The organism is Streptomyces sp. NPDC127097 (genome assembly GCF_042724075.1).
Lineage (GTDB): Bacteria > Actinomycetota > Actinomycetes > Streptomycetales > Streptomycetaceae > Streptomyces.
Window position 1 is genome coordinate 1 of sequence record NZ_JBHXFI010000017.1, and the last position, 24,927, is coordinate 24,927.

24 protein-coding genes and 2 rRNA genes are annotated in these 24,927 nt (G+C 70.5%); 19 read left to right on the forward strand and 7 right to left on the reverse strand.

Translation table 11 applies throughout. The features are described 5' to 3' along the window. The 10 genes from ACFWJW_RS15440 to ACFWJW_RS15485 form a co-directional block, all read left to right on the forward strand. Positions 1-74 (forward strand): 23S ribosomal RNA (locus ACFWJW_RS15440); the annotation flags it as partial. A gap of 73 nt (positions 75-147) precedes the next feature. After that, a 5S ribosomal RNA gene (gene rrf / locus ACFWJW_RS15445) occupies positions 148-264 on the forward strand. A gap of 81 nt (positions 265-345) precedes the next feature. Beyond that, positions 346-1,014, forward strand: coding sequence for an HAD family hydrolase (locus tag ACFWJW_RS15450; protein WP_387240298.1), 669 nt, complete (start codon positions 346-348; stop codon positions 1,012-1,014). A 94-nt stretch (positions 1,015-1,108) separates the two neighbouring features. Next, entirely contained in the window at positions 1,109-2,347 is a 1,239-nt protein-coding gene (locus ACFWJW_RS15455) for an MFS transporter (RefSeq protein ID WP_387240301.1), read from the forward strand. Continuing rightward, positions 2,316-3,491, forward strand: a complete 1,176-nt coding sequence (locus ACFWJW_RS15460; RefSeq protein ID WP_387240304.1) for an acetoin utilization protein AcuC — start codon at positions 2,316-2,318, stop codon at positions 3,489-3,491. Before ACFWJW_RS15455 ends, ACFWJW_RS15460 begins: the two co-directional genes overlap by 32 nt. A gap of 213 nt (positions 3,492-3,704) precedes the next feature. Next, positions 3,705-4,520 (forward strand): phosphatase, encoded by an 816-nt coding sequence (locus ACFWJW_RS15465; protein WP_387240307.1) that lies wholly within the window; start codon positions 3,705-3,707, stop codon positions 4,518-4,520. Between the two features lie 128 nt (positions 4,521-4,648). Then, the gene (locus ACFWJW_RS15470; RefSeq protein WP_006604741.1) at positions 4,649-4,858 is read left to right on the forward strand and encodes a helix-turn-helix domain-containing protein; all 210 of its coding nucleotides are present in this window, start codon (positions 4,649-4,651) and stop codon (positions 4,856-4,858) included. Between the two features lie 120 nt (positions 4,859-4,978). Beyond that, positions 4,979-5,077, forward strand: a complete 99-nt coding sequence (locus tag ACFWJW_RS15475) for a 30S ribosomal protein bS22 (protein ID WP_003948845.1) — start codon at positions 4,979-4,981, stop codon at positions 5,075-5,077. 199 nt (positions 5,078-5,276) lie between these two features. Then, positions 5,277-6,326, forward strand: coding sequence for an NAD-dependent epimerase/dehydratase family protein (locus ACFWJW_RS15480; RefSeq protein ID WP_387240311.1), 1,050 nt, complete (start codon positions 5,277-5,279; stop codon positions 6,324-6,326). 14 nt (positions 6,327-6,340) lie between these two features. Beyond that, positions 6,341-7,336 carry a lysophospholipid acyltransferase family protein gene (locus ACFWJW_RS15485; RefSeq protein ID WP_387240314.1) on the forward strand — a complete coding sequence of 332 codons (996 nt, stop codon included), beginning with the start codon at positions 6,341-6,343 and terminating at the stop codon, positions 7,334-7,336. Positions 7,337-7,383: 47 nt separating this feature from the next. Here ACFWJW_RS15485 and ACFWJW_RS15490 read toward each other — a convergent pair whose 3' ends face one another. The 4 genes from ACFWJW_RS15490 to ACFWJW_RS15505 form a co-directional block, all read right to left on the reverse strand. Then, positions 7,384-8,595 (reverse strand): DUF5667 domain-containing protein, encoded by a 1,212-nt coding sequence (locus tag ACFWJW_RS15490; RefSeq protein WP_387240317.1) that lies wholly within the window; start codon positions 8,593-8,595, stop codon positions 7,384-7,386. Between the two features lie 273 nt (positions 8,596-8,868). Further along, complete coding sequence (locus ACFWJW_RS15495) at positions 8,869-9,654, reverse strand: ECF subfamily RNA polymerase sigma factor, BldN family (RefSeq protein WP_006604745.1); 786 nt, start codon at positions 9,652-9,654, stop codon at positions 8,869-8,871. A gap of 330 nt (positions 9,655-9,984) precedes the next feature. Beyond that, positions 9,985-10,926: an HAD family hydrolase gene (locus ACFWJW_RS15500; RefSeq protein ID WP_387240628.1), complete on the reverse strand. Its 942-nt coding sequence runs from the start codon at positions 10,924-10,926 to the stop codon at positions 9,985-9,987. Between the two features lie 337 nt (positions 10,927-11,263). After that, positions 11,264-11,542 carry a glutaredoxin family protein gene (locus ACFWJW_RS15505; protein WP_042156576.1) on the reverse strand — a complete coding sequence of 93 codons (279 nt, stop codon included), beginning with the start codon at positions 11,540-11,542 and terminating at the stop codon, positions 11,264-11,266. 332 nt (positions 11,543-11,874) lie between these two features. Here ACFWJW_RS15505 and ACFWJW_RS15510 point away from each other — a divergent pair, with 332 nt between their 5' ends. Genes ACFWJW_RS15510 through ACFWJW_RS15525 form a run of 4 tightly spaced genes read left to right on the forward strand, consistent with a single transcriptional unit; the run spans position 11,875 to position 16,644 of the window. Next, positions 11,875-12,642 carry a redox-sensing transcriptional repressor Rex gene (locus ACFWJW_RS15510; protein ID WP_387240321.1) on the forward strand — a complete coding sequence of 256 codons (768 nt, stop codon included), beginning with the start codon at positions 11,875-11,877 and terminating at the stop codon, positions 12,640-12,642. Continuing rightward, a complete protein-coding gene (locus tag ACFWJW_RS15515; RefSeq protein WP_387240324.1) occupies positions 12,639-14,006 on the forward strand; it encodes a glutamyl-tRNA reductase in 1,368 nt (455 codons plus the stop codon). Before ACFWJW_RS15510 ends, ACFWJW_RS15515 begins: the two co-directional genes overlap by 4 nt. After that, entirely contained in the window at positions 14,003-14,992 is a 990-nt protein-coding gene (hemC, locus tag ACFWJW_RS15520) for a hydroxymethylbilane synthase (RefSeq protein ID WP_387240327.1), read from the forward strand. Before ACFWJW_RS15515 ends, hemC begins: the two co-directional genes overlap by 4 nt. Continuing rightward, the gene (locus ACFWJW_RS15525; RefSeq protein WP_387240330.1) at positions 14,989-16,644 is read left to right on the forward strand and encodes a uroporphyrinogen-III synthase; all 1,656 of its coding nucleotides are present in this window, start codon (positions 14,989-14,991) and stop codon (positions 16,642-16,644) included. The genes hemC and ACFWJW_RS15525 overlap by 4 nt, the downstream gene beginning before the upstream one ends. Before the next feature lie 68 nt (positions 16,645-16,712). Here ACFWJW_RS15525 and ACFWJW_RS15530 read toward each other — a convergent pair whose 3' ends face one another. Both ACFWJW_RS15530 and ACFWJW_RS15535 read right to left on the reverse strand, forming a co-directional pair. Further along, positions 16,713-16,919, reverse strand: coding sequence for a DUF397 domain-containing protein (locus ACFWJW_RS15530; RefSeq protein ID WP_387240333.1), 207 nt, complete (start codon positions 16,917-16,919; stop codon positions 16,713-16,715). Beyond that, the gene (locus tag ACFWJW_RS15535; protein WP_387240336.1) at positions 16,916-17,749 is read right to left on the reverse strand and encodes a helix-turn-helix domain-containing protein; all 834 of its coding nucleotides are present in this window, start codon (positions 17,747-17,749) and stop codon (positions 16,916-16,918) included. Before ACFWJW_RS15535 ends, ACFWJW_RS15530 begins: the two co-directional genes overlap by 4 nt. 158 nt (positions 17,750-17,907) lie before the next feature. On the opposite strand from ACFWJW_RS15535, the gene ACFWJW_RS15540 reads away from it, so the two are divergent. The 3 genes from ACFWJW_RS15540 (at position 17,908) to ACFWJW_RS15550 (ending at position 20,770) form a co-directional block, all read left to right on the forward strand. After that, positions 17,908-18,369: an ATP-binding protein gene (locus ACFWJW_RS15540; protein WP_387240339.1), complete on the forward strand. Its 462-nt coding sequence runs from the start codon at positions 17,908-17,910 to the stop codon at positions 18,367-18,369. 1,079 nt (positions 18,370-19,448) lie between these two features. Next, positions 19,449-20,438: a porphobilinogen synthase gene (hemB, locus tag ACFWJW_RS15545; protein WP_387240342.1), complete on the forward strand. Its 990-nt coding sequence runs from the start codon at positions 19,449-19,451 to the stop codon at positions 20,436-20,438. Positions 20,439-20,587: 149 nt separating this feature from the next. Beyond that, the gene (locus ACFWJW_RS15550) at positions 20,588-20,770 is read left to right on the forward strand and encodes a CsbD family protein (RefSeq protein WP_387240345.1); all 183 of its coding nucleotides are present in this window, start codon (positions 20,588-20,590) and stop codon (positions 20,768-20,770) included. Between the two features lie 113 nt (positions 20,771-20,883). On the opposite strand, the gene argS is transcribed toward ACFWJW_RS15550, so the two are convergent. Then, on the reverse strand, positions 20,884-22,647 hold the full coding sequence (argS, locus tag ACFWJW_RS15555; RefSeq protein WP_387240348.1) for an arginine--tRNA ligase: 1,764 nt from the start codon (positions 22,645-22,647) through the stop codon (positions 20,884-20,886). Between the two features lie 174 nt (positions 22,648-22,821). Here argS and lysS point away from each other — a divergent pair, with 174 nt between their 5' ends. Further along, entirely contained in the window at positions 22,822-24,546 is a 1,725-nt protein-coding gene (gene lysS / locus ACFWJW_RS15560) for a lysine--tRNA ligase (protein ID WP_387240351.1), read from the forward strand. A 127-nt stretch (positions 24,547-24,673) separates the two neighbouring features. After that, entirely contained in the window at positions 24,674-24,889 is a 216-nt protein-coding gene (locus ACFWJW_RS15565; RefSeq protein ID WP_042155645.1) for a hypothetical protein, read from the forward strand. Positions 24,890-24,927 lie beyond the last annotated feature (38 nt).

Consider the following 24,927-nt stretch of genomic DNA (forward strand, 5'->3'; position numbering starts at 1 on the left):
GGTTGATAGGCCAGATATGGAAGCCCGGTAACGGGTGGAGTTGACTGGTACTAATAGGCCGAGGGCTTGTCCTCAGTTGCTCGCGTCCACTGTGTAGGTTCTGAAGTAACGACCTGTGTCATTGCCGGGTTGTCATCTTCATAGTGTTTCGGTGGTCATTGCGTTAGGGAAACGCCCGGTTACATTCCGAACCCGGAAGCTAAGCCTTTCAGCGCCGATGGTACTGCAGGGGGGACCCTGTGGGAGAGTAGGACGCCGCCGAACAATTTTTAGAGGAAGCCCCTCGGGAACGAAAGTTCCCGGGGGGCTTTTTCGCGTTTCCGGCCGCTCGGTACGCTCATGGGCATGCGCTACGACCTGGTCATTTTCGATAACGATGGCGTCCTGGTGGACAGCGAGCCGATCTCCAATCGGATTCTTGCCGGCTACCTCACCGAATTGGGTCATCCGACCAGCTACGAAGATTCGCTGCGGGATTACATGGGCGGTGCGCTGCACCGCATTCACGAGGTCGTGCTTCAGCGGTCCGGGAAGCGGTTGCCGGCCGGGTTCGACGAGAGTTTTCATGCGCGGGTCTTCGACGAGTTCCGGCGGAGGCTGGAGCCGGTGGCGGGCGTGGGCGAGGTGCTGGAGAAGCTGGCCGCGGACGGGGTGCCGTACTGCGTCGGGTCGTCAGGAAGCCATGAGCGCATTCGCGTGGCGTTGACGAAGACCGGGCTGTGGGAGCGGTTCGCGGGGGCCGGCGGTGATGCCGGTGAGCGGATCTTCTCGTCGCAGGATGTGGGGCGGGGCAAGCCGGCGCCGGATCTCTTTCTGTATGCGGCACAGGAGATGGGGGTGGCGCCGGAGCGGTGTGCGGTGGTCGAGGACAGTCCGTTGGGCGTGCGGGCCGCGGTCGCCGCGGGGATGGACGTCTACGGGTTCACGGCGATGACACCGGCGGAGAAGCTGACGGAGGCCGGGGCCACCGCCCTGTTCGCCCATATGGCGGAGCTGCCGGCGCTGTTGCAGTAGGGGACACCGTCCCCGGCGCACGTCAGGCGCCCGGCGAAATCGGCGCTGTGATCCATCTACCCAGTGGTAGTGGGGAGTTCTAGGCTGAGCGGCCATGACGGCCCCCCGGGTACCAGGAGCGCGGCTGCGGCACGGCCGGGTTTCGCTCGCTCTGAGCTTCTTCATCCAGGGTGCGGTCTTCGCCCTCCTGGTGACCCGAATACCCGCGATCCAGGACCGCTACGGGATCTCGGACGGGCTGCTGCCCGTTTTCCTGGCGGCGGTGCCCGTCCTTGCGGGGGTCGGCAGCGTCGTCACCGAGCAGCTGGTGAAGCGGGTGCGGCCCGGCCGGGTGCTGCGAGTGGTGCAGCCGGTGGTGTGTCTGGCGCTGGCCGCCGTCGGGTCGGTCGGCTCGATGGCGCAGGCGGCGGTGGCGCTGGCGGTGTTCGGGCTGTCGGTGGGCGCCCTGGACGCCTCGATGAACATGCTCGGGGTGAGCCTTCAGCGGGCGTACGGGCGGAGCATCATGCTGGGGTTCCACGCCGCGTACAGCCTGGGCGGCATCGTGGGCGCCTCGCTGGCCTGGGCGGGGGCGCACTGGAAGCTGTCGCTGGCGCTGTTGTACGGGCCGGTGGTGGCGGTCCTGGTGCCGCTGGCGCTGCTCGTGGGCCGATGGTTCGTGGACCGGGGCCGGGAGGCTCAGGGAGGCAGCGAGGAGGGGCCGGCGGGGGCCGTCGCGCCCCTCGCGATGCGGCTGTTGTTGCCGCTGTGCATGGTGATGGCCTTCGCCTATATCGGGGACTCGACCGTCTCCAACTGGAGCGCCAAGTACCTCCAGGACGTCCTGGGGAGCTCCGAGCAGCTCGCCACCGTCCCGTACAACGTCTACATGGTCACCACGCTGCTCGGGCGGGCGCTCGGGGACCTGGGTGTGCGGCGCTTCGGGGCGGTCGCGGTGGTGCGGGCCGGGGCGGTGGTCGCGGCCGGCGGCTTCGCGGCGGTGGCGGCGGCGCCGGGGGCATGGGCCGGGATGGCGGGGTTCACGCTGCTGGGGTTCGGGCTCAGTGTGCTGGTGCCCCAGACGTTCGCGGCGGCGGGGCGCTACGCCTACGAGCGGCACGGGCCGGAGGCCGCGGACATGGCCGTCGCGCGGCTGAACATCTTCAATTACGTGGGCTTCTTGATCGGCTCGCCGCTGGTCGGTGCGCTGGGTGATGCCTGGAGCTATCGGGGGGCGATGCTCGTACCGATGGCCCTGGTGCTGGTGACGCTGGTGTATGCCCGCTCGTTCGGGGCGCCGGAGGCCCGATACGGTGACGGGCATGAGCGGCCGTGCACAGCTGATGTGGGATGAGGCAGTAACGGGCTACGACTTCGGGTCCGGGCATCCGATGGACCCGGTCCGGCTCGCGCTGACCATGCGTTTGGTGGAGGCGTTCGAGCTGGAGCGCGGGCCGCTGGAGGTGGTCGCGGCCAAGCCGGCCGGGGACTCCACGCTGCGGCTGGTGCATCGCGAGGACTACATCGCCGCGGTCCGCAGAGCCTCGGCGGACCCGGCGGCCGCGGACATGTCGTACGGGCTGGGGACGGCGGACGATCCGGCGTTCCCGCGGATGCACGAGGCGTCCGCGCTGATCGCCGGGCAGTCGGTGGGCGCGGCGGAGGCCGTCTGGCGCGGCGACGCGGCGCATGCGGTGAACTTCGCCGGCGGGCTGCACCACGCGATGCCGGGCGGCGCGGCCGGCTTCTGCATCTACAACGACGCGTCGCTGGCGATCGCCCGGCTGCTGGAGCTCGGGGCCGAACGGGTCGCGTATGTGGATGTGGACGTCCACCACGGAGACGGGGTGCAGGCGGCGTTCTGGGAGGACCCGCGGGTACTGACGATCTCGCTGCACGAGCATCCCCGGACGCTCTTCCCGCAGACGGGCTGGCCGGAGGAGACCGGCGGGGCGGGCGCGGAGGGCACCGCGGTGAATGTGGCGCTGCCGGCCGGGACCGGGGACGAGGGCTGGCTGCGGGCGTTCCACGCGGTGGTCCCGGAGCTGCTGGGGGCCTTCCGGCCGCAGGTGATCGTGACGCAGCACGGCGCGGACACCCACTTCGAGGACCCGCTGGCGCATCTCGCGGTGAGCCTGGACGCCCAGCGTGCGGTGGCGGAAGCCTGCCACGACCTGGCGCATGAGCACGCCGACGGCCGGTGGGTCGCGCTCGGCGGGGGCGGCTATGCGGTGGTGGACGTGGTGCCGCGCAGTTGGACGCATCTGGTCGCGATCGCGGCGGGCCGGCCGATCGAGCCGACCTCGATGGTGCCGGAGAACTGGCGGCACGAAGTCTTCCGCCGGACCCGGCAGTTGGCGCCGCACCGGATGACGGACGGCCGTACGCCGCGGTGGCGGGACTTCATCGACGACGGCTACGACCCGGCCGACCGGCTGGACCAGGCGGTGCTGGCGACCCGTCGGGCGGTCTTCCCGGCGCACGGGTTGCTGCCGTAGGCCAGCCCCCTGCCGGGGACCTGTAACGCTGTTACGGCGGCGCCCCGGGGCGAGGTGCTCCGCGGGCGCCGACGGCCGGCGAGCGTCGTCGTCCCGCAGCACCGTGCCGTCCGCCGCTCCCGTACGGCCGTATCCGGCACCGCGCCCCACGGATGTGTGACGTCCCGTCGGTCCGGGCACCCGAAGGCCGACCAACCGGACAGTATGGGAAGCGTGTTGGGAACCGGGGCGCTACGGGCGCACCTGATCGAGGCGCGGCTCGCGGGGACGATCGCGACCACGCGGGAGAAGAGTCTGGCGCGCTACCGGCTCTTCGCGGCACGCGACCCCAGGGCGCTGCTGGGGCTGGATCCAGAACGGGACTGGCCGCTGAGTGAAGTACTGCGACTGATGGGGCGGAAGTGCGGGGTTTCGGCCGATCCCGCGCACACTTCCGGCCCGGATGTGATCGACCCCGACCGTACGGTCGCCGCGCTGGACGGGTTCGCCGAACGGGTCGCCACAGCCGCCGGCCGCCGGGCGCCGGTGTTGATCGGCACCGGCCATCCGCACCGGCTGCTGGAGTTCTACGCCGCCCTCGCAGACGCTCTCTCGTCGGCGGGCTGCACCGTCCTCACCCCGGCGTATGGCGCCCGTGTCGACATAGCGACCCGGTTCGGAGTACGTCCCTGCACCCTTGAGTACGTACGGGGAGTCGCGCTGATGCGAGAAACCGGCGTGCGGGGTGCGCCCGGGGCCGGGGGCGTACACACCCATTCCCCGCTCCCGGTACGGACCGCTCTGGCGGCCGCGGCGGACGCTGCGGGGCCGCTGCCGGGGCTGGTGATCGGGGACCACGGATGGGTCTGCGGGGCAGGTCAGCTGGGCTTTGAGGCGATCGGGCTGGCGGACACGGACGACCCGGCGCCGTTCGTCGGCCAGGCCGAGGGGCGGGTGTCCGTGGTGGTGCCGCTCGATGACGCCGTGCGGGCAGCGGACTATCGGCCGCTGGCCCGCTATGTACTTAATCGCGCATGTCTGTCCCGATAGGCGGCTGTTCGCTGCTCCTCTTCCCCACTCGCATCACCCGCCCCTAATCTGGGGAGTGAGCGCATAGCGACGAAGAGTCACCGGAGGGGAAGCCGGTGACCGTCTTATGCGGAAGGTGCAGGTGTGACATGGCGGCAGACCAGAGGCCTCTGAACGAGGTCGTGTTCCTGACAGTGGCGGAGGTCGCCACGGTGATGCGAGTGTCGAAGATGACCGTGTACCGCCTGGTGCACAGCGGTCATCTGCCCGCGATTCGCGTGGGGAGGTCATTCCGGGTTCCGGAGCAGGCGGTGCACGACTATCTCCGGGAGTCCTTTGTGGGGGTGGAATCAGCCTGACGGGTCCGTCGCCGACCCTCGGATTACGCCGTTCGCCCGGCGGCGGGTAGGCTGGCCCGATGTAGGTAGTGTGGGCTCGGACGCCCCGCACCGAGTGATTCGAAGTGAGCGAGGGTAGTCGTGGGCTCTGTTATCAAGAAGCGGCGCAAGCGGATGGCGAAGAAGAAGCACCGCAAGCTGCTCAAGCGCACCCGTGTTCAGCGTCGTAACAAGAAGTAAGCGACGCTGATCGCGAATTCGCAGCCCCTCATCGCCTTGGCGCGATGGGGGGCTGCGGTGCGTTGTGGGCCGTACGGACGGTGGTCGGACGGAAATGTGGCCACGGGCATCCTGCGGTCATCACTGCGCAACACCGACCCGATAGCGTGGCCTGCACAGCTTGGCCAGTCGTGGTCGCGGCGGGAAGGAAGGGCTGATCTTGGGCAAGGTCGTGCTCGTCACGGGAGTCGCACGGCAATTGGGCGGCCGGTTCGTCCGCCGCATCCAGCGCGATCCCGACGTCGACCGGGTGATCGGGGTCGACGCCGTGCCACCGGAGCACCATCTGGGCGGCGCCGAATTCCTCAAGGCCGATATCCGGCATCCGGCCATTGCCCGGGTCCTGGCCGAGACGGGCGTCGACACCGTCGTCCATATGGACATCAACGGCACGCCGTTGGGCAAGCGCGGCGGCCGCGCCTCGGTGAAGGAAACCAACGTCATCGGGACGATGCAGCTGCTCGGCGCCTGCCAGAAGGCCCCGAATGTGCAGCGGCTGGTCATCAAGTCCAGTACCAGCGTCTACGGCTCCGCGCCGCGGGATCCCGCCGTCTTCACCGAGACCACCACACCGAAGTCACTGCCCAGTGGTGGCTTCGCCAAGGACGTCGTCGAGGTAGAGGGATACGTCCGCGGCTTTGCCCGTCGTCGGCCGGATGTGGCGGTGTGTGTGCTGCGCTTCGCCAACATCCTCGGGCCGTGCGCGGATTCCCCGCTCGCCGAGTACTTCTCGCTGCCCATATGGCCCACCGTGCTCGGCTACGACCCGCGGCTCCAGTTCGTCCACGAGGACGACGCCATCGAGGTGCTGCGGATCGCCGCCGCCGCGCCCCGCCGCGGCACGCTCAACAGCGGCACGTTCAATATCGCCGGAGACGGTGTGCTGCTGCTCTCGCAGACTTCCCGGCGGCTGGGGCGGCCGACCGTCCCGCTGCTGCTGCCGACCGTCACCTGGGCCGGTACGGCGCTGCGGTCCATCGGCATCACGGACTTCTCGCCGGAACAGATCCGGCTGCTCACGCACGGCAGGGTCGTCGAAACGACGCAGATGCGCGAGACACTGGGATTCCACCCGAAGTACACGACGGCGGAGACCTTCGCGGAATTCGCCCGCAGCCGCGGACCCGGGCTGCTGCCGCCCGAGTCCCTCGCCCGCACCGTCGACCGGCTCGCCGGCGTGCTGCCCGCACGCGGCGGCCCGACCCAGTGAGGAGTTCATCCACGATGGCGGACGCCAAGGTCATTCCCTTCGGCGAGGAGCCCCGGGCGCGCAGGAAGGCCAGGCGGGCCGGGCGCGCGGGACGCGGTGCGGCGCTGGCGCCCGTACCGGAGGCACGGACCGAGCATCCGCCGGCGGTGCCCCCGCGGCCGAACCCCGGGCGGTCCCTGGACGAGCGGATCGCGGGCGGGCTGGCCTTCCTGCGGCGGCGGATCACCGGCGACTACGAGGTCGACGACTTCGGGTACGACGAGGAACTGACCGACCAGGTCCTGATGTCGCTGCTGCGGCCCTTCTACGAGAAGTACTTCCGGGTCGAGGTGAAGGGGGTGGAGAACATCCCCTCCGACGGCGGTGCGCTGATCGTCGCCAACCACTCCGGGACGCTCCCGCTGGACGGCCTGATGCTCCAGGTCGCGGTGCACGACAATCACCCGGCGCAGCGTCATCTCCGGCTGCTGGCGGCCGATTTGGTCTTCGTCCTGCCGGTGATAAACGAGCTGGCACGCAAGGCCGGGCACACCCTCGCCTGCGCGGAGGACGCCCAGCGGCTGCTGGAGCGTGGTGAGATCGTGGGCGTGATGCCGGAGGGCTTCAAGGGCATCGGCAAGCCCTTCGCGGACCGTTACAAGCTCCAGCGCTTCGGGCGGGGCGGCTTCGTCTCGACGGCGCTGAAGGCCGGGGTGCCGATCGTGCCGTGCTCGATCGTGGGCGCGGAGGAGATCTACCCGATGCTCGGGAACGCCAGGACGCTGGCGCGGGTGCTGGGGCTGCCGTATTTCCCGATCACGCCGACCTTCCCATGGCTGGGGCCGCTGGGTGCGGTGCCGCTGCCGACGAAGTGGACGATCCAGTTCGGCGAGCCGATCCAGACGGCCGGCTATCCGGCGGAGGCGGCGGACGACCCGATGCTGATGTTCAACCTGACCGATCAGGTACGGGAAACGATTCAGCACACCCTCTACAAGCTGCTGGTACAGCGACGCTCGGTGTTCTTCTGAGGGAAGGACCAGAAGAACACCGAGCGGGCCGGCACCGGAGAGCGGGGCTACTTCGAGAGATCCTCGCCGTCGATGCCCAGACCGGGGAGCAGCCCCGGGATCAGCGGCGGGAGAGTGACGTCGGGGCGGCCGCCGGTGTCCTTGCGGCCGCCCTGGCTCCCGTCGTGCGGCGAGGGGCTGTTGCCCTTGGACGGCGGGTCGAGCAGCCCGCCCGTGTTGCCGCCGAGCAGACCGTCCTCCTGTGAGGGCGAGGCCGACGGGCGCGGGGCGTGCGAACCGGCGCGGTGCTTGCCGTGGGCGGACTTGCTGCCGGACGGCGCCGGGCGGTCGTCGGAGCCGGAGCCGGTGCCCGCGGAGGCGGGCGTGTCGCGGTGGTGGCGCTTGCTGTCCGGGGTGGGCGGCAGCAGCGAGCGGAGCGGACCGACCTCTTTGTCTATGGCGTCGAAGACCGAGCTGACCTCATCGCGGACGTCCGTGAGCTGCACCGGGAGCTTGTTGCGCAGATGCGACCAGGTGCCGCGATGGGACTTGGTGAAGGAGTTCAGCGCCTGGATGGGGTCGAGCGAGCCATCGCGCTCATACGCCGCGTGCAGCAGGCGGTGGCCCTCGCCCGCGTCGTGCCGGATGCCGGAGAGCGCCTTGCGGATCTCGCCGAGGGCCTCGTGGTCGAGGTCGGCGAGCCGGGCGCGTTCCATCAGCCGGCGGACCTCCATCATGCGGGTGGACGCCTGGTCGAGCAGGAGCCGGCCGCGGTCGGAGTCATCGTCGGCCATGCCGAGCCGGAGGTCCTCCATGCCGCGCTTGAGGCCGTAGAGGGAGTCGCCGGGAAGGGCGTCGGAGCTGGCCGCGGCGACGCCGCTGAACGCTCCGGCGGCGACGCCGACCGTCAGTCCACCGGCCGCCAGCCCCTTGGAAAAGCGGGAGCGCGGGCGCAGCCGGCCGATCGATTTCGTGGCGCGGTGCGCGCCTCTGTGGGCGCGCTGCTCGGGCACCCTGGCACCGTCGGACGGAGCGCCTTCGGCGAAGGCGGCCTCCATCGCGGCGATGAGCTGGGCGCGCTGGACAGTCTTGACCTCGGTGGCCATCTCGGGCCCCGGGAGTCTCCCGAGGCCGTCGGCGACCGCCAACAGCCGTGCTTCGCCCGGCGCTTGCGCCGGATTGTCGACCTGGTCCTCGGCCGCCGCGCCCTCGAGGACCTGCTCCTCCAGCGCCTGGGCGAAGGCGTTGGCCCGCCGGTGCACCGAGACATTTGCGATCACGGGCGGCACCTCCTCTCGTCATCCCGCTCGACTCCCCGGACTGGCTTTGACTGTCCAGATGGACCGGATGGTTGCACGCCGTGCTCCGCGGCCACTCGATCGAGTGAGTGGCCGCGGGTAAGGCGTGACCGCATGGAGCCTGCATCCCGCACAACGAGCGGCGCGGCACTCGGGTTACGCACTCACGATGATCTGACCGACCGGGTGCGAGTGGTCACCAAGAGTGATCGTGCAGCGGCGTGGGACGGGGCGTCGGTGCATGTGGACAGGGGGTCAGCGGGCGTCTTCGGGGAGCAGTCGCGCGAGGGTGCGGACCGCGCGGTACTGGAGGGTCTTGATCGCGCCCTCGTTCTTGCCCATGACGCGGGCGGTCTCGGCGACCGAGAGGCCCTGGAGGAAGCGCAGCGTGACGCACTCCTGCTGCTGGGGGTTGAGCTTGCGTACCGCCTCCAGGAGGGCGGCGTTGGAGAGCGATTCGAGGACCGAGTCCTCGGGGCTGCGCTCGACCTCGTTGGCGTCGAGCATCTCTCCGGTGGTGACTTCCAGGCGGAAGCGGGAGGACTTGAAGTGGTCGGCGACGAGGTTGCGGGCGATGGTCACCAGCCAGGCGCCGAAGTCACGGCCCTGCCAGGTGAACGTGCCGATGCGGCGCAGGGCGCGCAGAAAGGTCTCGCTGGTCAGGTCCTCGGCCGTGGCGCGGCCGCCCACGCGGTAGTAGATGTAGCGGTAGACCGTGTCGGCGTACTGGTCGTAGAGGCGGCCGAAGGCTTCGGCCTCGCCGGCCTGGGCTCGTTCGACGAGGTCCATCATGCGACGGCTGTCGCTGTCGGCGGGGCGACGGGCGGTGGTCGTGCCGGTGCCGGAGCGGCGGGTTCTGCCGGCGGCCTTTCCGACCGCAGCACTCCCGTCGGCCAGGGCGTAGCAGGGTCCGGCGGCGGGGACGGCTGAGGCGAATGCGGGGACGGCGTACGCGGTGGGGACAAAACTGCGCAGGTGGTCGACGAGTGTCGTACGCAGCGTAGCCAGGCCCGAGGCGTCAACCCCGACGTGTGGGTACACGGGACTCCCAGAGGCAGAGCTTCCATCACGTGCAGTGCGGGACCGTTCACTCCTCGTAGGGACGTGTGGGTTCCGGATTGCGTCTGAGGAGAATAACGCTTCGTACAGGCAGCGCTACACCCAGTTGCTCAAATCATCGATTAGTTACGGTCCGTGCCGGGTTGGTGGCAGATTCAGTATCGATTACTGAGCAACTATTGATCGGAAGGGAACGCAATCTGCCTGGTTGGAAGGCGTGTTGTGGCTGACCGACGGCAGCGGGACTGAGGGGACGGCGCAGGGGGTAGGGAGAGGGGATGGCCGTCCCGTCCGTTCGGTGATCGGGCCTGGTCAGCGGCGTCGGCGCTGGAGCGCGACCGCGGCCGCGGCGCCGCCGGCGAGGGCGCCGACACCGGCCGCCGCCGGGATGCCGATCTTGGCCGCTTTCCGGCCGGTGCGGTAGTCGCGCAGCCGCCAGCCCTGCTCCCGGGCGTGCTTGCGCAGCCTGCTGTCGGGGTTGATCGCATACGGGTGCCCGACGAGCGAGAGCATCGGGATGTCGTTGGCGGAGTCGCTGTAGGCGGCGCAGTGCGACAGGTCCAGGCCCTCGGCGGCCGCCAGTGCGCGCACCGCCTCGGCCTTGGCGGGGCCGTGCAGCGGCTCGCCCACCAGCTTGCCCGTATAGACACCGCCGACGGACTCGGCGACGGTGCCCAGCGCGCCGGTCAGGCCGAGCCGGCGGGCGATGATCGTCGCGGTCTCCACGGGGGCCGCGGTCACCAGCCAGACCTTCTGGCCGGCGTCGAGGTGGGCCTGGGCCAGGGCACGGGTGCCGGGCCAGACCCGCTCGGCCATGTACTCGTCGTAGATCTCCTCGCCGATGGACATCAGCTCGGCGACGCGGTGGCCCTGGACGATGGACAGCGCGCTGTTGCGGACGTCCGCCATGTGCTCGGGGTTCTCCGAGCCGGCCAGCCGGAAGTAGATCTGCTGCCAGGCGAAGCGGGCCAGGTCGCGCTTGTGGAAGAAGTGCCGCTTGTACAGGCCGCGGCCGAAGTGGAAGAGCGCGGCGCCCTGCATGACGGTGTTGTCCAGGTCGAAGAAGGCGGCGGCCGCCGTGTCCCCGACGACCGGGAATTCGGGCTCCGCCGGTGCCTCCTCGACGGGCGGGGCCTCCTGGGAGGACTTGCGGGCGGCCTCGGCCGCGGCCTCGCCGGCCAGCACGCTGCGGGCCGTGGCGGGGCGTCGGCGGCGAGGGATCCAGCCCAGGTCGAAGAGCGCCCCGGAGGGCATCCAGCCGGATCGGCGAGCGGGCGACATGCCGACAGCGTAGCCAGTTTGTTCGGTGCAGCCGGTTACGGGCGCGTGTCAGGAGGGACTGGGGAGGGGGAAGGGTGCATTACGGCCACCTCGGCGGGGCCTTAGGGGGTGGGCGAACGCTTCCCGTAGGGGATGGGAAGGCCCCCTGCGGGGCCACAACGTGGCGGGGGGAGGGGAAATTCCTCGCGGGGTGGGCGGTGGGGATTTCCGGGTGGGGTGGGTGGCGGGGATTTTCGGGCGAGGGGGCGGCGGGATTTGCGGGCGGCCGGCCGCGGGTGTCGCCGGTGGGTTCGGTGGGGAGGCGGAGGGCTCAGGCGCCCAGGGCCGTGCGCAGGCGTTTCGGGTCGACGCGCCAGAAGTCGTGCTGGGCGCCGTCGACGAGGATGACCGGAATCTGCTCCCAGTACTTGCGGTGCAGCTCGGGGTCCTCGGTGATGTCTTTGCGCTCCCACGACGCGCCGGTCTCGGCGCAGACCTTCTCGATCACGGCCTGGGCGTCGTCGCAGAGGTGGCAGCCCGGCTTGCCGACGAGGGTGACCAGCCGGTCGGCGGGGTTCTTGCGGGGGCTGCGGCTGAACAAGGGGGCCATGGAGTCATTGTGCCGGGTCACGGCGGTGCCGGGGCCGGTCGGGTTCGATTACCATCGGTGGGCGATTTGTAGGTTTCCGGGGGTATAGCGGTGAGGAGTGAGGGCGCGTGCTCCCGTCGGTGCTACCCGCTGAAACGGGTGGCGCGAGTGAACGGTGTGACGTGGGAGTTGGTTCCACGGAGGCTCGTTATGGCCGCGTGACCCCGGTCACTTTGGCCCGACAAAACGGACACCATCTTTGTGCACGCGTTCACAAAGACATAGCCTGCACAAGACAGGGCGGTCGGGTTCCATACGGTCGCCCGCAGCCCCGCTCTACCCGCAGGAGCACCGTGGCAACTGGCCGAACTCACCGACCGGCGACCCGAAGCCGAGGCATTCCCGAGGCCACCGTCGCCCGGCTTCCGCTGTATCTGCGTGCACTGACCGCGCTCTCCGAGCGCTCGGTACCCACGGTCTCCTCCGAGGAGCTCGCGGCCGCGGCGGGGGTCAATTCCGCCAAGCTGCGCAAGGACTTCTCCTACCTCGGCTCGTACGGGACCCGCGGCGTCGGCTACGACGTGGAGTACCTCGTTTACCAGATCTCGCGTGAACTGGGGCTGACCCAGGACTGGCCAGTCGTCATCGTCGGTATCGGTAACCTCGGCGCCGCGCTCGCCAACTACGGCGGCTTCGCCTCGCGCGGGTTCCGTGTCGCCGCGCTGATCGACGCCGACCCGGCCATGGCCGGCAAGCCCGTCGCGGGCATCGGGGTCCAGCACACCGATGAGCTGGAGCACATCATCGAGAGCAACGGCGTCTCGATCGGCGTGATCGCCACGCCGGCCGGGGCCGCCCAGCAGGTCTGCGACCGCCTGGTCGCGGCCGGTGTCACCTCGATCCTCAACTTCGCGCCGACCGTGCTGACCGTGCCCGACGGGGTGGACGTCCGCAAGGTCGACCTGTCGATAGAGCTCCAGATCCTCGCCTTCCACGAGCAGCGCAAGGCGGGCGAGGAGGTCGGGCCCGACAGCGGTGGGCCGGCCGCCGCCGCCCACGCCGCCGTGGCGGACGACCGCAAGGGACCTGACGGGGACATGCCCGCCGTGATGCCGGCATGACGCTCCTGGTCGTCGGACTGAGCCATCGCAGCGCGCCGGTGAGCGTGCTGGAGCGGGCCGCGCTCGCCCCGGAGGCGCGCGGCAAGCTGCTCCAGGACGCGGTGTCGGCCGAACCGGTCACCGAGTCCGCGGTGCTCTCCACCTGCAACCGCATCGAGCTCTACGCCGACGTGGACAAGTTCCACGCCGGGGTCGCCGAGCTGTCCACCCTCCTGGCCCGGCACAGCGGCGCCGGCCTGGATGAGCTCACCCCTTATCTCTACGTCCATTACGAGGACCGGGCGGTCCACCACCTCTTCTCGGTGGCCTGCGGCCTGGACTCGATGGTCGTCGGCGAGGGCCAGATCCTCGGGCAGATCAAGGACGCGCTGGCCGTCGCCCAGGAGCAGCACACCGCCGGCCGGCTGCTGAACGATCTGTTCCAGCAGGCCCTGCGGGTCGGCAAGCGGGCCCACAGCGAGACCGGTATCGACAAGGCCGGCCAGTCGCTGGTCACCTTCGGGCTGGAGCAGCTGGCGGCCGGCCGGGACGTCGAGGACTGGGCGCGCGGCAAGCGGGCGCTGGTCATCGGCGCCGGATCGATGTCGTCGCTGGCCGCCACCACCCTCGTACGGGCCGGCGTCGGCGAGCTGGCCGTCGCCAACCGCACCGTCGAGCGCGCCGAGCGGCTGGTGCGGATCCTCACCGAGCCGGGCGGGACCGGCGCCGTCACCGGGCTCGCCGCCCGTGCGGTGGCGATGACCTCCGTCCCGCAAGAGCTGGCGCTCGCCGACGTCGTGATCTCCTGTACCGGCGCGACCGGCCTGGTCCTGGCGGGCGAGATGGTCGCGGCCGCGCGCGACGGGCGCACGGCGCCGCTGGCGCTGCTCGATCTCGCCATGCCGCGGGACATAGATGCCGCGGTGCACCGGATCGAGGGCGCGCACCTCGTCGACATCGAGTCGCTGGCCGATGCGTCCGCGGACGCGCCGATGGCGGCCGACGTGGACAAGGTGCGCGGCATCGTCTCCGACGAGGTCGCCGCCTTCGGCGCCGCCCAGCGGGCCGCGCACATCACCCCCACCGTGGTCGCGCTGCGCACCATGGCCGCGGACGTCGTCGCCGGTGAGATCACCCGGCTCGACGGCCGCCTTCCCGACCTGGACGACAAGCAGCGCGCCGAGATCACCCAGACCGTGCGCCGCGTCGTCGACAAACTCCTGCACGCGCCCACCGTCCGGGTCAAGCAGCTGGCCAGCGAGCCCGGCGGCGCCGGGTACGCGGACGCCCTGCGGGAACTCTTCGACCTCGACCCCCAGACGGTCGCCGCCGTCAGCCGGGCCGACACGCGCGCCGACAGGCACGATGCACGGGAGCGGGCATGACCGACAGCACCACGAGAGCACTGCGGCTGGGCACGCGGCGCAGCAAGCTCGCCATGGCCCAGTCCGGGCAGGTCGCCGAGGCGGTGCGCGCACTGACCGGCCGTCCCGTCGAACTGGTGGAGATCACCACCTACGGCGACACCTCCCGCGAGCACCTCGCGCAGATCGGCGGCACCGGTGTGTTCGTCTCCGCGCTGCGGGACGCGCTGCTCGCCGGGGAGATCGACTTCGCCGTTCATTCGCTCAAGGACCTGCCCACCACGCAGCCCGAGGACCTGACGCTGGCCGCGATACCCGTACGGGAAGACCCCCGGGACGCGCTGATCGCCAGGGACGGGCTCACCTTCGAGCAGCTGACCGCCGACGAGGGCCGGGTGGCCCGCATCGGCACCGGCTCTCCCAGGAGGATGGCGCAGCTGAACGCCTGGGCCAGGTCGCTGGGCCGGCGTGTGGAGACCGTGCCGATACGCGGGAACATCGACACCCGCATCGGCTTCGTCGAAAAGGGCGAACTGGACGCGGTCGTACTGGCCGCCGCCGGACTCACCCGCATCGGCCGGATCGACGAGGCGACACAGCTGCTGTCGCCCGACGTGGTTTTGCCTGCCCCCGGCCAGGGGGCGCTGGCGATCGAGTGCGCCGCGGTCAACGCGGACCTCGCCGCCCGGCTCGCCGAGCTCGACGACCCGGACACCCGGGCCGCCGTGACCGCCGAGCGATCCCTGCTCGCCGCCCTGGAGGCCGGCTGTTCCGCACCCGTCGGAGCACTGGCCGACCTCAAGCGTGACGAGCAGGCTGTCACCGAATTGCATCTGCGCGGTGTCGTCGGCACGACCGACGGCAGCACGCTGGTGCAGATGTCCACCACCGGGCACGTACCCGCCTCTCCCGACGATGTCTCGACCCCGCTGCACATGGGCCGTGAACTCGCCGCCGAGATGCTCGCAAAGGGTGCGGCCGGTCTTATGGGGGAGCGAGCACTTTGAACCCCACCGCCCCAAACCACTCCGCCTCCGGTCAGGTCACCTTCCTGGGTGCCGGGCCGGGAGACCCGGGTCTGCTGACGCTGCGTGCCGTGGAGGCGCTGGCCTCCGCGGACGTACTGATCGCCGACCCGCAGGTGCTGGACGTCGTGCGCGGGCATGCCCGCGCACAAGTGGACACACCACAGGCATCAGCTGACGAGGCATCAATCCCCGTCACCACCAATGGCGTTTCAGCCCTTAGGGACACCGCCAATCTTGTCATGGCGGCCGCCCGTGCGGGCAAGCGGGTCGTGCGTGCCGTCAGCGGAGACCCCGGCCTCGACGGGTACGTCGCCGAGGAGATGCTGGCCTGCGCCGCCGAAGGCATCGTCTTCGAGGTCGTGCCCGGCATCGCCGCGGCCGTCGGCGTGCCCGCGTACGCCGGTGTCCCGCTGCGTGACGCGCAGGGCACCGACGTCCGCTTCGTCGACGCCCGCACCGCCGATGCGCGCTGCTGGGCCGAGGTGGGTGCCAGCGACGCCACCGCCGTCGTCTCCACCTCCCTCGACTCGGTGGCCGCGGCCGCCGGTGAGCTGGTGTCCGCGGGCCGCAAGCCGGACACCCCGCTGTCCGTCACCGTCGCCGGCACCACCACCCGCCAGCGCACCTGGACCGCCACCCTCGGGTCGGTCGCGCAGGTGCTCAAGGCCGCCAAGGTGCTGCCGTCGCCGGACGGCGGCCAGCCGGTCATAGCCGTGGTCGGTGAGCGCAGTGCCGCCGCGCAGCGCGACCGCCTTTCGTGGTTCGAGTCCAAGCCGCTCTTCGGCTGGCGGGTGCTCGTGCCGCGTACGAAGGAGCAGGCCGCCTCGCTCTCCGACCAGCTCGTCTCGTACGGCGCGGTGCCGCACGAGGTCCCGACCATCGCCGTCGAACCGCCGCGCACCCCGCAGCAGATGGAGCGCGCGGTCAAGGGCCTGGTCACCGGCCGCTACGAGTGGATCGCCTTCACCTCGGTCAACGCCGTCAAGGCCGTCCGGGAGAAGTTCGAGGAGTACGGCCTGGACGCCCGCGCGTTCGCCGGGATCAAGGTCGCCGCGGTCGGCGAGCAGACCGCCAAGGCGCTGGTCGCCTTCGGTGTGAAGCCCGACCTGGTGCCGAGCGGGGAGCAGTCCGCCGCCGGCCTGCTGGAGGACTGGCCGCCCTACGACCCGGTCTTCGACCCGATCGACCGCGTCTTCCTGCCGCGCGCCGACATCGCCACCGAGACCCTGGTCGCCGGGCTGATCGAGCTGGGCTGGGAGGTCGACGACGTCACCGCCTACCGGACCGTGCGCGCCTCGCCGCCGCCGGCCGAGACCCGGGAAGCGATCAAGGGCGGTGGGTTCGATGCTGTGCTCTTCACCTCGTCGTCGACGGTCCGGAACCTGGTCGGTATCGCGGGCAAGCCGCACAACGTGACGGTGATCGCCTGTATCGGCCCGGCGACTGCCAAGACGGCCGAGGAGCACGGGCTGCGGGTCGATGTCATGTCGCCTGAGCCGTCGGTGCACAAGCTGGCCGAGGCGCTCGCGGACTTCGGGGCGGCGCGGCGCGATGCCGCGATCGAGGCCGGGGACCCGGTTACGCGGCCGAGCGAGCGGCGGCCGGGGTCGCGTCGGCGGGCTCGTAGCTGAGCGGCTGTAAGGCAGTAGGAACGGCTGAGGGGCGCCTCTTTGCGGGGCGCCCTTCGGCTTGTCCGCCGTTAGTGCTTCGAGGCGTACGGCAGGAAGTCGGCCCAGGTGGTGGGGGTGAAGGTGAGACGGGGGCCGTCGGGGTTCTTGGAGTCGCGGATGAGGATGGTGCCGGGGGCGGTCGCGACCTCGAGGCATTCCGGACCGTCGCCGGTGCTGTAGCTGCTCTTTATCCATGCCAGGGCGGAGCCGTTCCCGCCGGAGGACTTGAGGGTCATGTCTCTCCCCGCACTTTGTCGATGAAGGCAAGCGACTCCCGTGGCGTGAGCGCCTGCGCCCGGATCATGCCATAGCGCAATTCGAGGGTCTGGAGCTCTTTGGGATTGGAGATCACCCGGCTGATGAGCTGGCTCTCGTTGTGCCCGACGGTGGAGCCATCCTTCAGCCTGAGTAGCTGGAAGGGCCCTTCGAGCCCCGCATTTTCTTCGCGGCTCAGGGGCAGCACCTGGATCGACACGTTCGACAACTGCCCCACCTCCAACAACCGTTCGAGCTGACTGCGCAGCACCATTGTGCCCCCGGTGCACCGTCGTAAGGTCGCTTCGCACTGTACGAAGTTGAGGACCGGCAGCCCCGTCTTGGTGCTGATGATCCCCTGACGGTCCACGCGACCCGCAACGCGCCGCTCCACCTCGTTCTGGGGGAACGGCGGCTGCCGGTTTCCGATCACCGCTCGCGCGTAGTCCTCCGTCTGCAACAACCCATGAATCACGGAGTTGTTGTACGCACACAGCTCGACCGACTCCGCCTCCATCTTCTTCAAGTCCCGTACCTTCTTCGGGTACCGGATCTCCGCCACGTCCGCCTTCAGCGCAGCGAGCTTGCCGCCCGCTCCCAGGGCCTCGTCCGCCCGGTCCAGGAACTCCGGCCGGGGAATCCGGCGGCCCCGTTCCACCGAGGAGACCAGCTCCTCCCCGTAGCCGATCGCGGTCCCGAATTCCGCCTGGGTGAGACCGGCCGCCTCCCGCCACAGCTTCAGCTGCCGTGCCACGGCCTTCATTACGGCCCCGGCCTCGTCGTCGTCCATGCCGGCGTCCCAGTCGTCCATGTGCGCTGCCCTCCGTCCAGCCGCTGGGATTCAACTTCTGCCGCCGGAACGCCGTCACCCCGTACGGCCCGGACAGCGCCGGACCGCACCCGGACAGTCACCGTCAGCACGGCCTCCGGTACTTCTCAGGCTAGATACGCACGACCACGCTGTGTGACGTGAATCAGCGAATCGCCCGAACCAGCAATTCCGTTACCGCGCTCGCCGTCGGCTCCGCCCCGGCGCTCCGGTTCTCCGTGCCGCTCTCCGCCACCCGGCGGGGAGCACGGCTGGCCCGGCTCCTGGCCACGGAGCAACTGCGCTCGTGGGGGCTGCCGTTCGACCCTTCCCTGTTGCTCGTCGGCGAGCTGGCAACAAACGCGGTGCTGCACGGCCGGGTCCCCGGGCGGTGCTTCCGACTCGGCCTCAGCGTCTCCTCGCCCGCCACGCTCCGTATTGAAGTCACCGATACGCGCGGTGATCGCCTGCCCGTTCCTCTGCCGGGGGCCGGTGGCTCGCCGGCGGAGTCGGGGCACGGGCTGCTGCTCGTGGGGGAGTTGGCGGACCGATGGGGAGTCGAGGAGGGGCCGGTGCCGTGCAAGACCGTGTGGGCGGAGGTCGATCTCGGTGCCGGCCGCTGAGCCCCGGACCGGCGCCCGGAAAGGCGGGACCCGGTGGGCCGGACGTCGGCGCGGCGGCCGGTCAAGAAGAAAGAACCCCGGGAGAGAACCTTCCAAACCCACCAAACCCCGCGTACGTCACTCGTGGGGGTGAACCGGCTCAACTCGGCTGGCGCGCGGCCGACTTGGGTGGGCAGTCTCGGGCCTGACCACCGCAGACATGCGACGGCCCCCGCCGGGACTGCCATCCCAGTGCGAGGGCCTGACCATAAAAGGAAGCTGAACCTTCCCCATGGCTGAAGAGAACCCTAACCGTGCCGTGCGCCCTTATTCGCGAGTTCGGCGAAGTGCCACCCACAGTGGGGTGACGCATGTCCGGCAGTACCAGCCGGACCGGTACACGATCATCGGCAATCACCTCGCCCAGCACCGCGACCTGTCCCTGACCGCGATCGGGGTGGGCACCCACATCCTGTCGCTGCCCGAGGGGGCGTCGGTCGACAGCGGAGCGGGAGGCGGCACCGCCGGAGGCCCCGGAGCCGCCCCGGCCGCACGCACCGGCCCCCGCCGCCGAAGCGCCGTCCGGCGAGCACCACGCCGCTGCCCGCGCCCTCCTCGTATCGCTGCGCCGTACCGACGACCGGCTCACCCTCCCCGAACGGGACGTGTGCCGCCTCGCTCCCGACGTCGCCGCCTGGTTTGAGAACGGTGCCAGCACTGCGGCCGTGTGCCGCACCCTGACGGCGGGCCTCCCGCCGGACCTGGAGAACCCGGCGGGGTTGCTCGCCCACCGTCTCCGGGAGCTGCTTCCGCCGCCGCTTCCCGCAGACCCCGAGACCCCGCCGGGCCCTGACAGGGGCGAGGTTCGGCCACCTCGGCCCGCTCCCTTCCAGACCTGTGACGGCTGTGAGCGGGCCTTCCGGGGCCGGGAACCGGGGCTCTGCCGGGACTGCCGAGGCGAGCCGGTGACCCGTGATCCCGCTGTCGTGGCTGATCCCGCTGTCGCGGCCTGAGCGGGCCCGGCGGACAGGCCGCCGGACCCGTCCCCTCCGACGACCCGTCGGCAAAGGCAAGCACAAAGCGGGCGTAGCGTGTTCGGTATGACGAAGTACGGAAGCTTCCCAGGGGCGCGGCCGCGGCGCCTGCGCACCACCCCCGCCATGCGGCGGATGGTCGCGGAGCACCGGCTGCATCCGGCGGACCTGATCCTCCCGGCGTTCGTCCGCGAGGGGATCAGCGAGCCGGTGCCGATCTCCGCCATGCCGGGCGTCGTCCAGCACACCCGCGACACGCTGCGCAAGGCCGCCGTCGAGGCGGTCGAGGCCGGGGTCGCCGGGATCATGCTGTTCGGGGTGCCGGAGGACGCCAAGAAGGATGGCGTCGGTACGGCGGGCACCGATCCGGACGGCATCCTCCAGGTCGCCATCCGGGACGTGCGGGCCGAGGTCGGCGACGACCTCGTGATCATGTCGGATCTGTGCCTGGACGAGTACACCGACCACGGGCACTGCGGTGTCCTGGACGCCGACGGCCGGGTCGACAACGACGCGACGCTGGAGCGCTACGCCGAGATGGCGCAGGTCCAGGCCGATGCGGGTGTCCATGTCGTGGGGCCCAGCGGGATGATGGACGGCCAGGTCGGTGTGGTCCGGGACGCCCTGGACCAGACCGGGCACGAGGATGTGTCGATCCTCGCCTACACCGCGAAGTACTCCTCCGCCTTCTACGGGCCCTTCCGCGAGGCCGTCGGCTCGTCGCTCCAGGGCGACCGCAAGACCTACCAGCAGGACCCGGGCAACCTCCGTGAGTCGCTGCGCGAGCTGGCGCTCGACCTGGAGGAGGGCGCCGACATGGTGATGGTCAAGCCGGCGCTGCCCTACCTGGACGTGCTGGCGAAGATCGCGGACGCGGTGGAGGTGCCGGTGGCCGCGTATCAGATCTCCGGTGAGTACGCGATGGTCGAGGCCGCCGCCGAGAAGGGCTGGATCGACCGGGACAGGGCGATCCTGGAGACGCTGACCGGCATCAAGCGGGCCGGGGCGAACATGATCCTCACGTACTGGGCGACGGAGGTGGCGCGGGGGCTGTGAGGCCCCGGCGGCCGTCCGTCGCAGCTGCTCCCGTCCCCGGTGTCCGGGGGCGGGAGCAGCGCTGTATGGGCGTGACGTTTTGTCTGCCTGGTTCCGGGCACGCACCGGTTGTCAGGGAAGACCGCGACCGGACCGAGGAGCGAGTCACCATGACTGCCAAGCGCAAGATGCAGGCCAAGGGCGCCCAGGTCATCGGCGCCATGAAGGAAGTCGTTGGCAAGGCGACGCACAACCGCAAGCTGGAGGCCGAGGGCAAGGCGGAGAAGACCGCCGGTCAGGGCCTCGATGTGAGTGAGAAGGCCAAGGACGAGGTGCGTAAGCGCTGGCCGTGAGGGCCACCCGGTGTCGCTGTCCCTGCCCTGGAGACCAGTACGGCCCCGTACCTCACGTGTGAGGTACGGGGCCGTTGTCGGGAGCGGCGGGCGGCCGGCCCGGCGCGCGCCGGTCAGAGGCGCTCGGGCGTCCGGATGCCGAGCAGCGCCATGCCCTGGTGGAGGGTGCGGGCGGTCAGCTCGCACAGGAACAGCCGGCCCGCGATCTGGTCCGGGCCGCCCTCGGCCTTCAGGACCGGGCACTGGTCGTAGAAGGTCGTGAACAGCGAGGCGAGGCCGTAGAGGTACGCGGCGAGCTTGTGCGGCTCGTACGACGCGGCGGCCTCGGCGACGGTCTCGCCGAACTGGTCCAGGTGCAGGCCCAGGGCCCGCTCGGCCGGGGCCAGCGGCAGCTCCGGGTGCGCCGCGGGGGCCGCGTCACCGGCCTTGCGGAAGATCGACCGGATCCGGGCGTAGGCGTACTGGAGGTACACCGAGGTGTCGCCGTTCAGCGAGACCATCTGGTCCAGGTCGAACTTGTAGTCGCGGCTCGGCGAGGTCGACAGGTCCGCGTACTTCACCGCGCCGATGCCCACCTGCGCACCGTTCTCGGTGATCTCCTGCTCGGTCAGGCCGATCGCCGCGCCCTTCTCGCGCACCACCGCGGTCGCCCGCTCGGCCGCCTCGTCGAGCAGGTCCTCCAGGCGTACGGTCTCGCCCGCACGGGTCTTGAACGGCTTGCCGTCCGCACCGAGGACCGTGCCGTAGCCCATGTTGTGCGCGGTGATGTCGTCGCTCAGCCAGCCCGCCCGGCGGGCCGTCTCGAAGACCATCCGGAAGTGCAGCGACTGGCGGACGTCGACGACGTACAGCAGCGTCGTCGCCTTCAGGTCGAAGACGCGGTCGCGGATCGCGGAGAGGTCGGAGGCCGCGTAGCCGAAGCCGCCGTCCGCCTTCTGCACGATCAGCGGCACCGGCTGGTCGTCCTTGCCGCGGATCTCGTCGAAGAAGACCACCAGCGCGCCCTCGGAGCGGACGGCGACGCCCGACTCCTCCAGCAGCCGCGCCGTCTCGGCCATCATGTCGTTGTACGCGGACTCGCCGACGATCTCGTCGTCGCGGATCTCCATGTCCAGCTTCTCGAAGACCGAGTAGAAGTAGACCTTCGACTCGTCCACGAACCGCTGCCACAGGCCGAGGGTCTCCGCGTCGCCCGACTGGAGCGCCACGACCCGCTTCCGGGCCCGCTCCTTGAACTGCTCGTCGGAGTCGAAGACGGCGCGCGATGCCTTGTAGACGCGGTTGAGGTTGCTCATCGCCTGCTCGCCGTCGACGTCGGCCGCCGGGGCCAGCTCGCCGGGGTTCTCGATCAGGTACTGGATGAGCATGCCGAACTGGGTGCCCCAGTCGCCGATGTGGTGCCGGCCGATCGTCTGCTCACCGGTGAAGTCCAGGAGGTGGCGCAGGGCGTCGCCGATGACCGCCGAGCGCAGGTGCCCGACGTGCATCTCCTTGGCGACGTTCGGCTGGGCGTAGTCGATGACCGTGACGCCGGGGTTCTCCTTGAGCGGGACGCCCAGCCGGTCGTCGGCGGCGCGGGCGGCCAGCGTCTCGGTGATCGCCCGGTCGGTGAGCGTGATGTTGAGGAAGCCGGGGCCGGAGACCTCGATCTCCTTGAGGAGGTCGTTCTCGCCGATCTCCGCGACGACCTTGGTCGCCAGCTCCCGCGGATTGCCCTTGAGCTTCTTCGCCAGCGCCAGCATGCCGTTGGCCTGGAAGTCGGCCCGGTCGCTGCGTCGGAGCAGCGGGTCGGCGGAGCCGGCCTCCGGCAGGGCTGCCGAGAGGGCGTCCGCGACGCGCTGGTGGACCGAAGCTGCGAGCGAAGTGACCGAGGCCATGGAGATGAGCTCTCTTCCAGAGGGAGGTGTCGCTGGAGTGGAAAGGGTTTGCCAATGAGTATCCCACGGCACTACCACTGATTTTTCGTCTGGGAGAATGGGCACCGTCAGGCTTTTGTGCGTCGAACGCGCAAGACGGCGCAATGAGGATCATCAGGAAGAGGAAGGCCGATCGTGGCTCAGCAGAGCACCGAGACCGACTGGGTCTCCAGGTTCGCGGACGAGGTCATTGCCGAGGCGGAGCGCCGCGCCCCCGGCAAACCCGTCGTCTGTGCCTCGGGCCTGAGCCCGTCCGGCCCGATCCACCTGGGCAACCTCCGCGAGGTCATGACCCCGCACCTGGTCGCCGACGAGATCCGCCGCCGGGGCCACGAGGTCCGCCACCTCATCTCCTGGGACGACTACGACCGCTACCGCAAGGTCCCGGCCGGTGTCGAGGGCGTCGACGCGTCCTGGGCCGAGCACATCGGCAAGCCGCTGACCGCGGTGCCGGCCCCGGCCGGCTCGCCGTACCCGAACTGGGCCGAGCACTTCAAGGCCGCGATGAGCGACGCGCTCGCCGAGATGGGCGTCGAGTACGACGGCATCAGCCAGACCGAGCAGTACACCTCCGGCGTCTACCGCGAGCAGATCCTGCACGCGATGAAGCACCGCGCGGACATCGACGCGATCCTCGCCCAGTACCGCACGAAGAAGGCCCCGGCGAAGAAGTCGCAGAAGCCGGTCGACGAGGCGGAGCTGGAGGCCGCCGAGGGCTCCGGTGCGGCCGGCGAGGACGACGGCAGCGGCGGCTCGGCGGGCTACTTCCCGTACAAGCCGTACTGCGGGCAGTGCGAGAAGGACCTCACCACGGTCACCTCGTACGACGACGAGACCACCGAGCTCGCCTACACCTGCACCGAGTGCGGGTTCGGCGAGACGGTCCGGCTGAGCGAGTTCAACCGCGGCAAGCTGGTCTGGAAGGTCGACTGGCCGATGCGCTGGGCCTACGAAGGCGTGATCTTCGAGCCGTCCGGTGTCGACCACTCCTCGCCCGGCTCGTCCTTCGTCGTCGGCGGCCAGATCGTCCGCAAGATCTTCGGCGGCGACCAGCCCATCGGCCCCATGTACGCCTTCGTCGGCATCAGCGGCATGGCCAAGATGTCCTCGTCGCGCGGCGGGGTGCCGACCCCGGGCGATGCGCTGAAGATCATGGAGGCGCCGCTGCTGCGCTGGCTGTACGCGCGCCGCAGGCCCAACCAGTCCTTCAAGATCGCCTTCGACCAGGAGATCCAGCGGACCTACGACGAGTGGGACAAGCTGGAGGCCAAGGTCGCGGACGGCACGGTGCTGCCGGCCGACGCCGCCGCGTACTCCCGCGCGGCCCGCACCGCCGCCGGCGAGCTGCCCCGTACGCCGCGCCCGCTGCCGTACCGCACCCTCGCCTCGGTCGCGGACATCACCGCCGGCCATGACGAGCAGACGCTCCGGATCCTGAGCGAACTGGACCCGGCCAACCCCGTCACCTCCCTGGACGAGACCCGGCCGCGGCTCGCCAAGGCGGAGTACTGGATCACCACCCAGGTCCCGGCCGAGCAGCGCACCGTCGTCCGCGACCAGCCCGACAGGGAGCTGCTCGGCACCCTCGACGAGCAGTCCCGTGACTCGCTGCGGCTGCTGCTCGACGGCCTCGACGAGCACTGGTCGCTGGACGGTCTGACGACCCTGGTCTACGGCGTGCCGAAGGTCCAGGCGGGGCTGGCGCCGGACGCCAAGCCGACCCCGGAGCTGAAGGCCGCCCAGCGCGCGTTCTTCGCCCTGCTCTACAACCTGCTGGTCGGCCGGGACACCGGGCCGCGGCTGCCCACCCTGCTGCTGGCCGTCGGCGCCGACCGGGTGCGCAAGCTGCTCGGCGGATGATGACAGCCCCTAGGGGGGCCGCTGCCGTGGAGTCGTAGACACCCCGGCGGGCTCTCCGACCGGGGGAGGAGACGGGTTCGGCCCCGGGGACGAGGATTCCCGGGGCCGAACGCTGCACGCTGGAGCCATGAGAGGGTTAATCGGCTTCATCGTCATGATCCAGGGCGCGATGGGATTCATCGGCCAGGTCTTCTTCGACGGCGCCTGGGGGCTGCTGCCCCACTGGTTCACCCTGCCGTCCCCCGCCTACGTCGGCCTCTTCGCGGCCGGCGCGGCGCTGGCCGTATGGGGCGACACGGCCAGGAAGCGCAAGCAGCAGCAGGAGCGGTCGGGGGCGGCATAGGGATGGCATGGGGGCGGCATGGGGGCCCGCCCCTACGG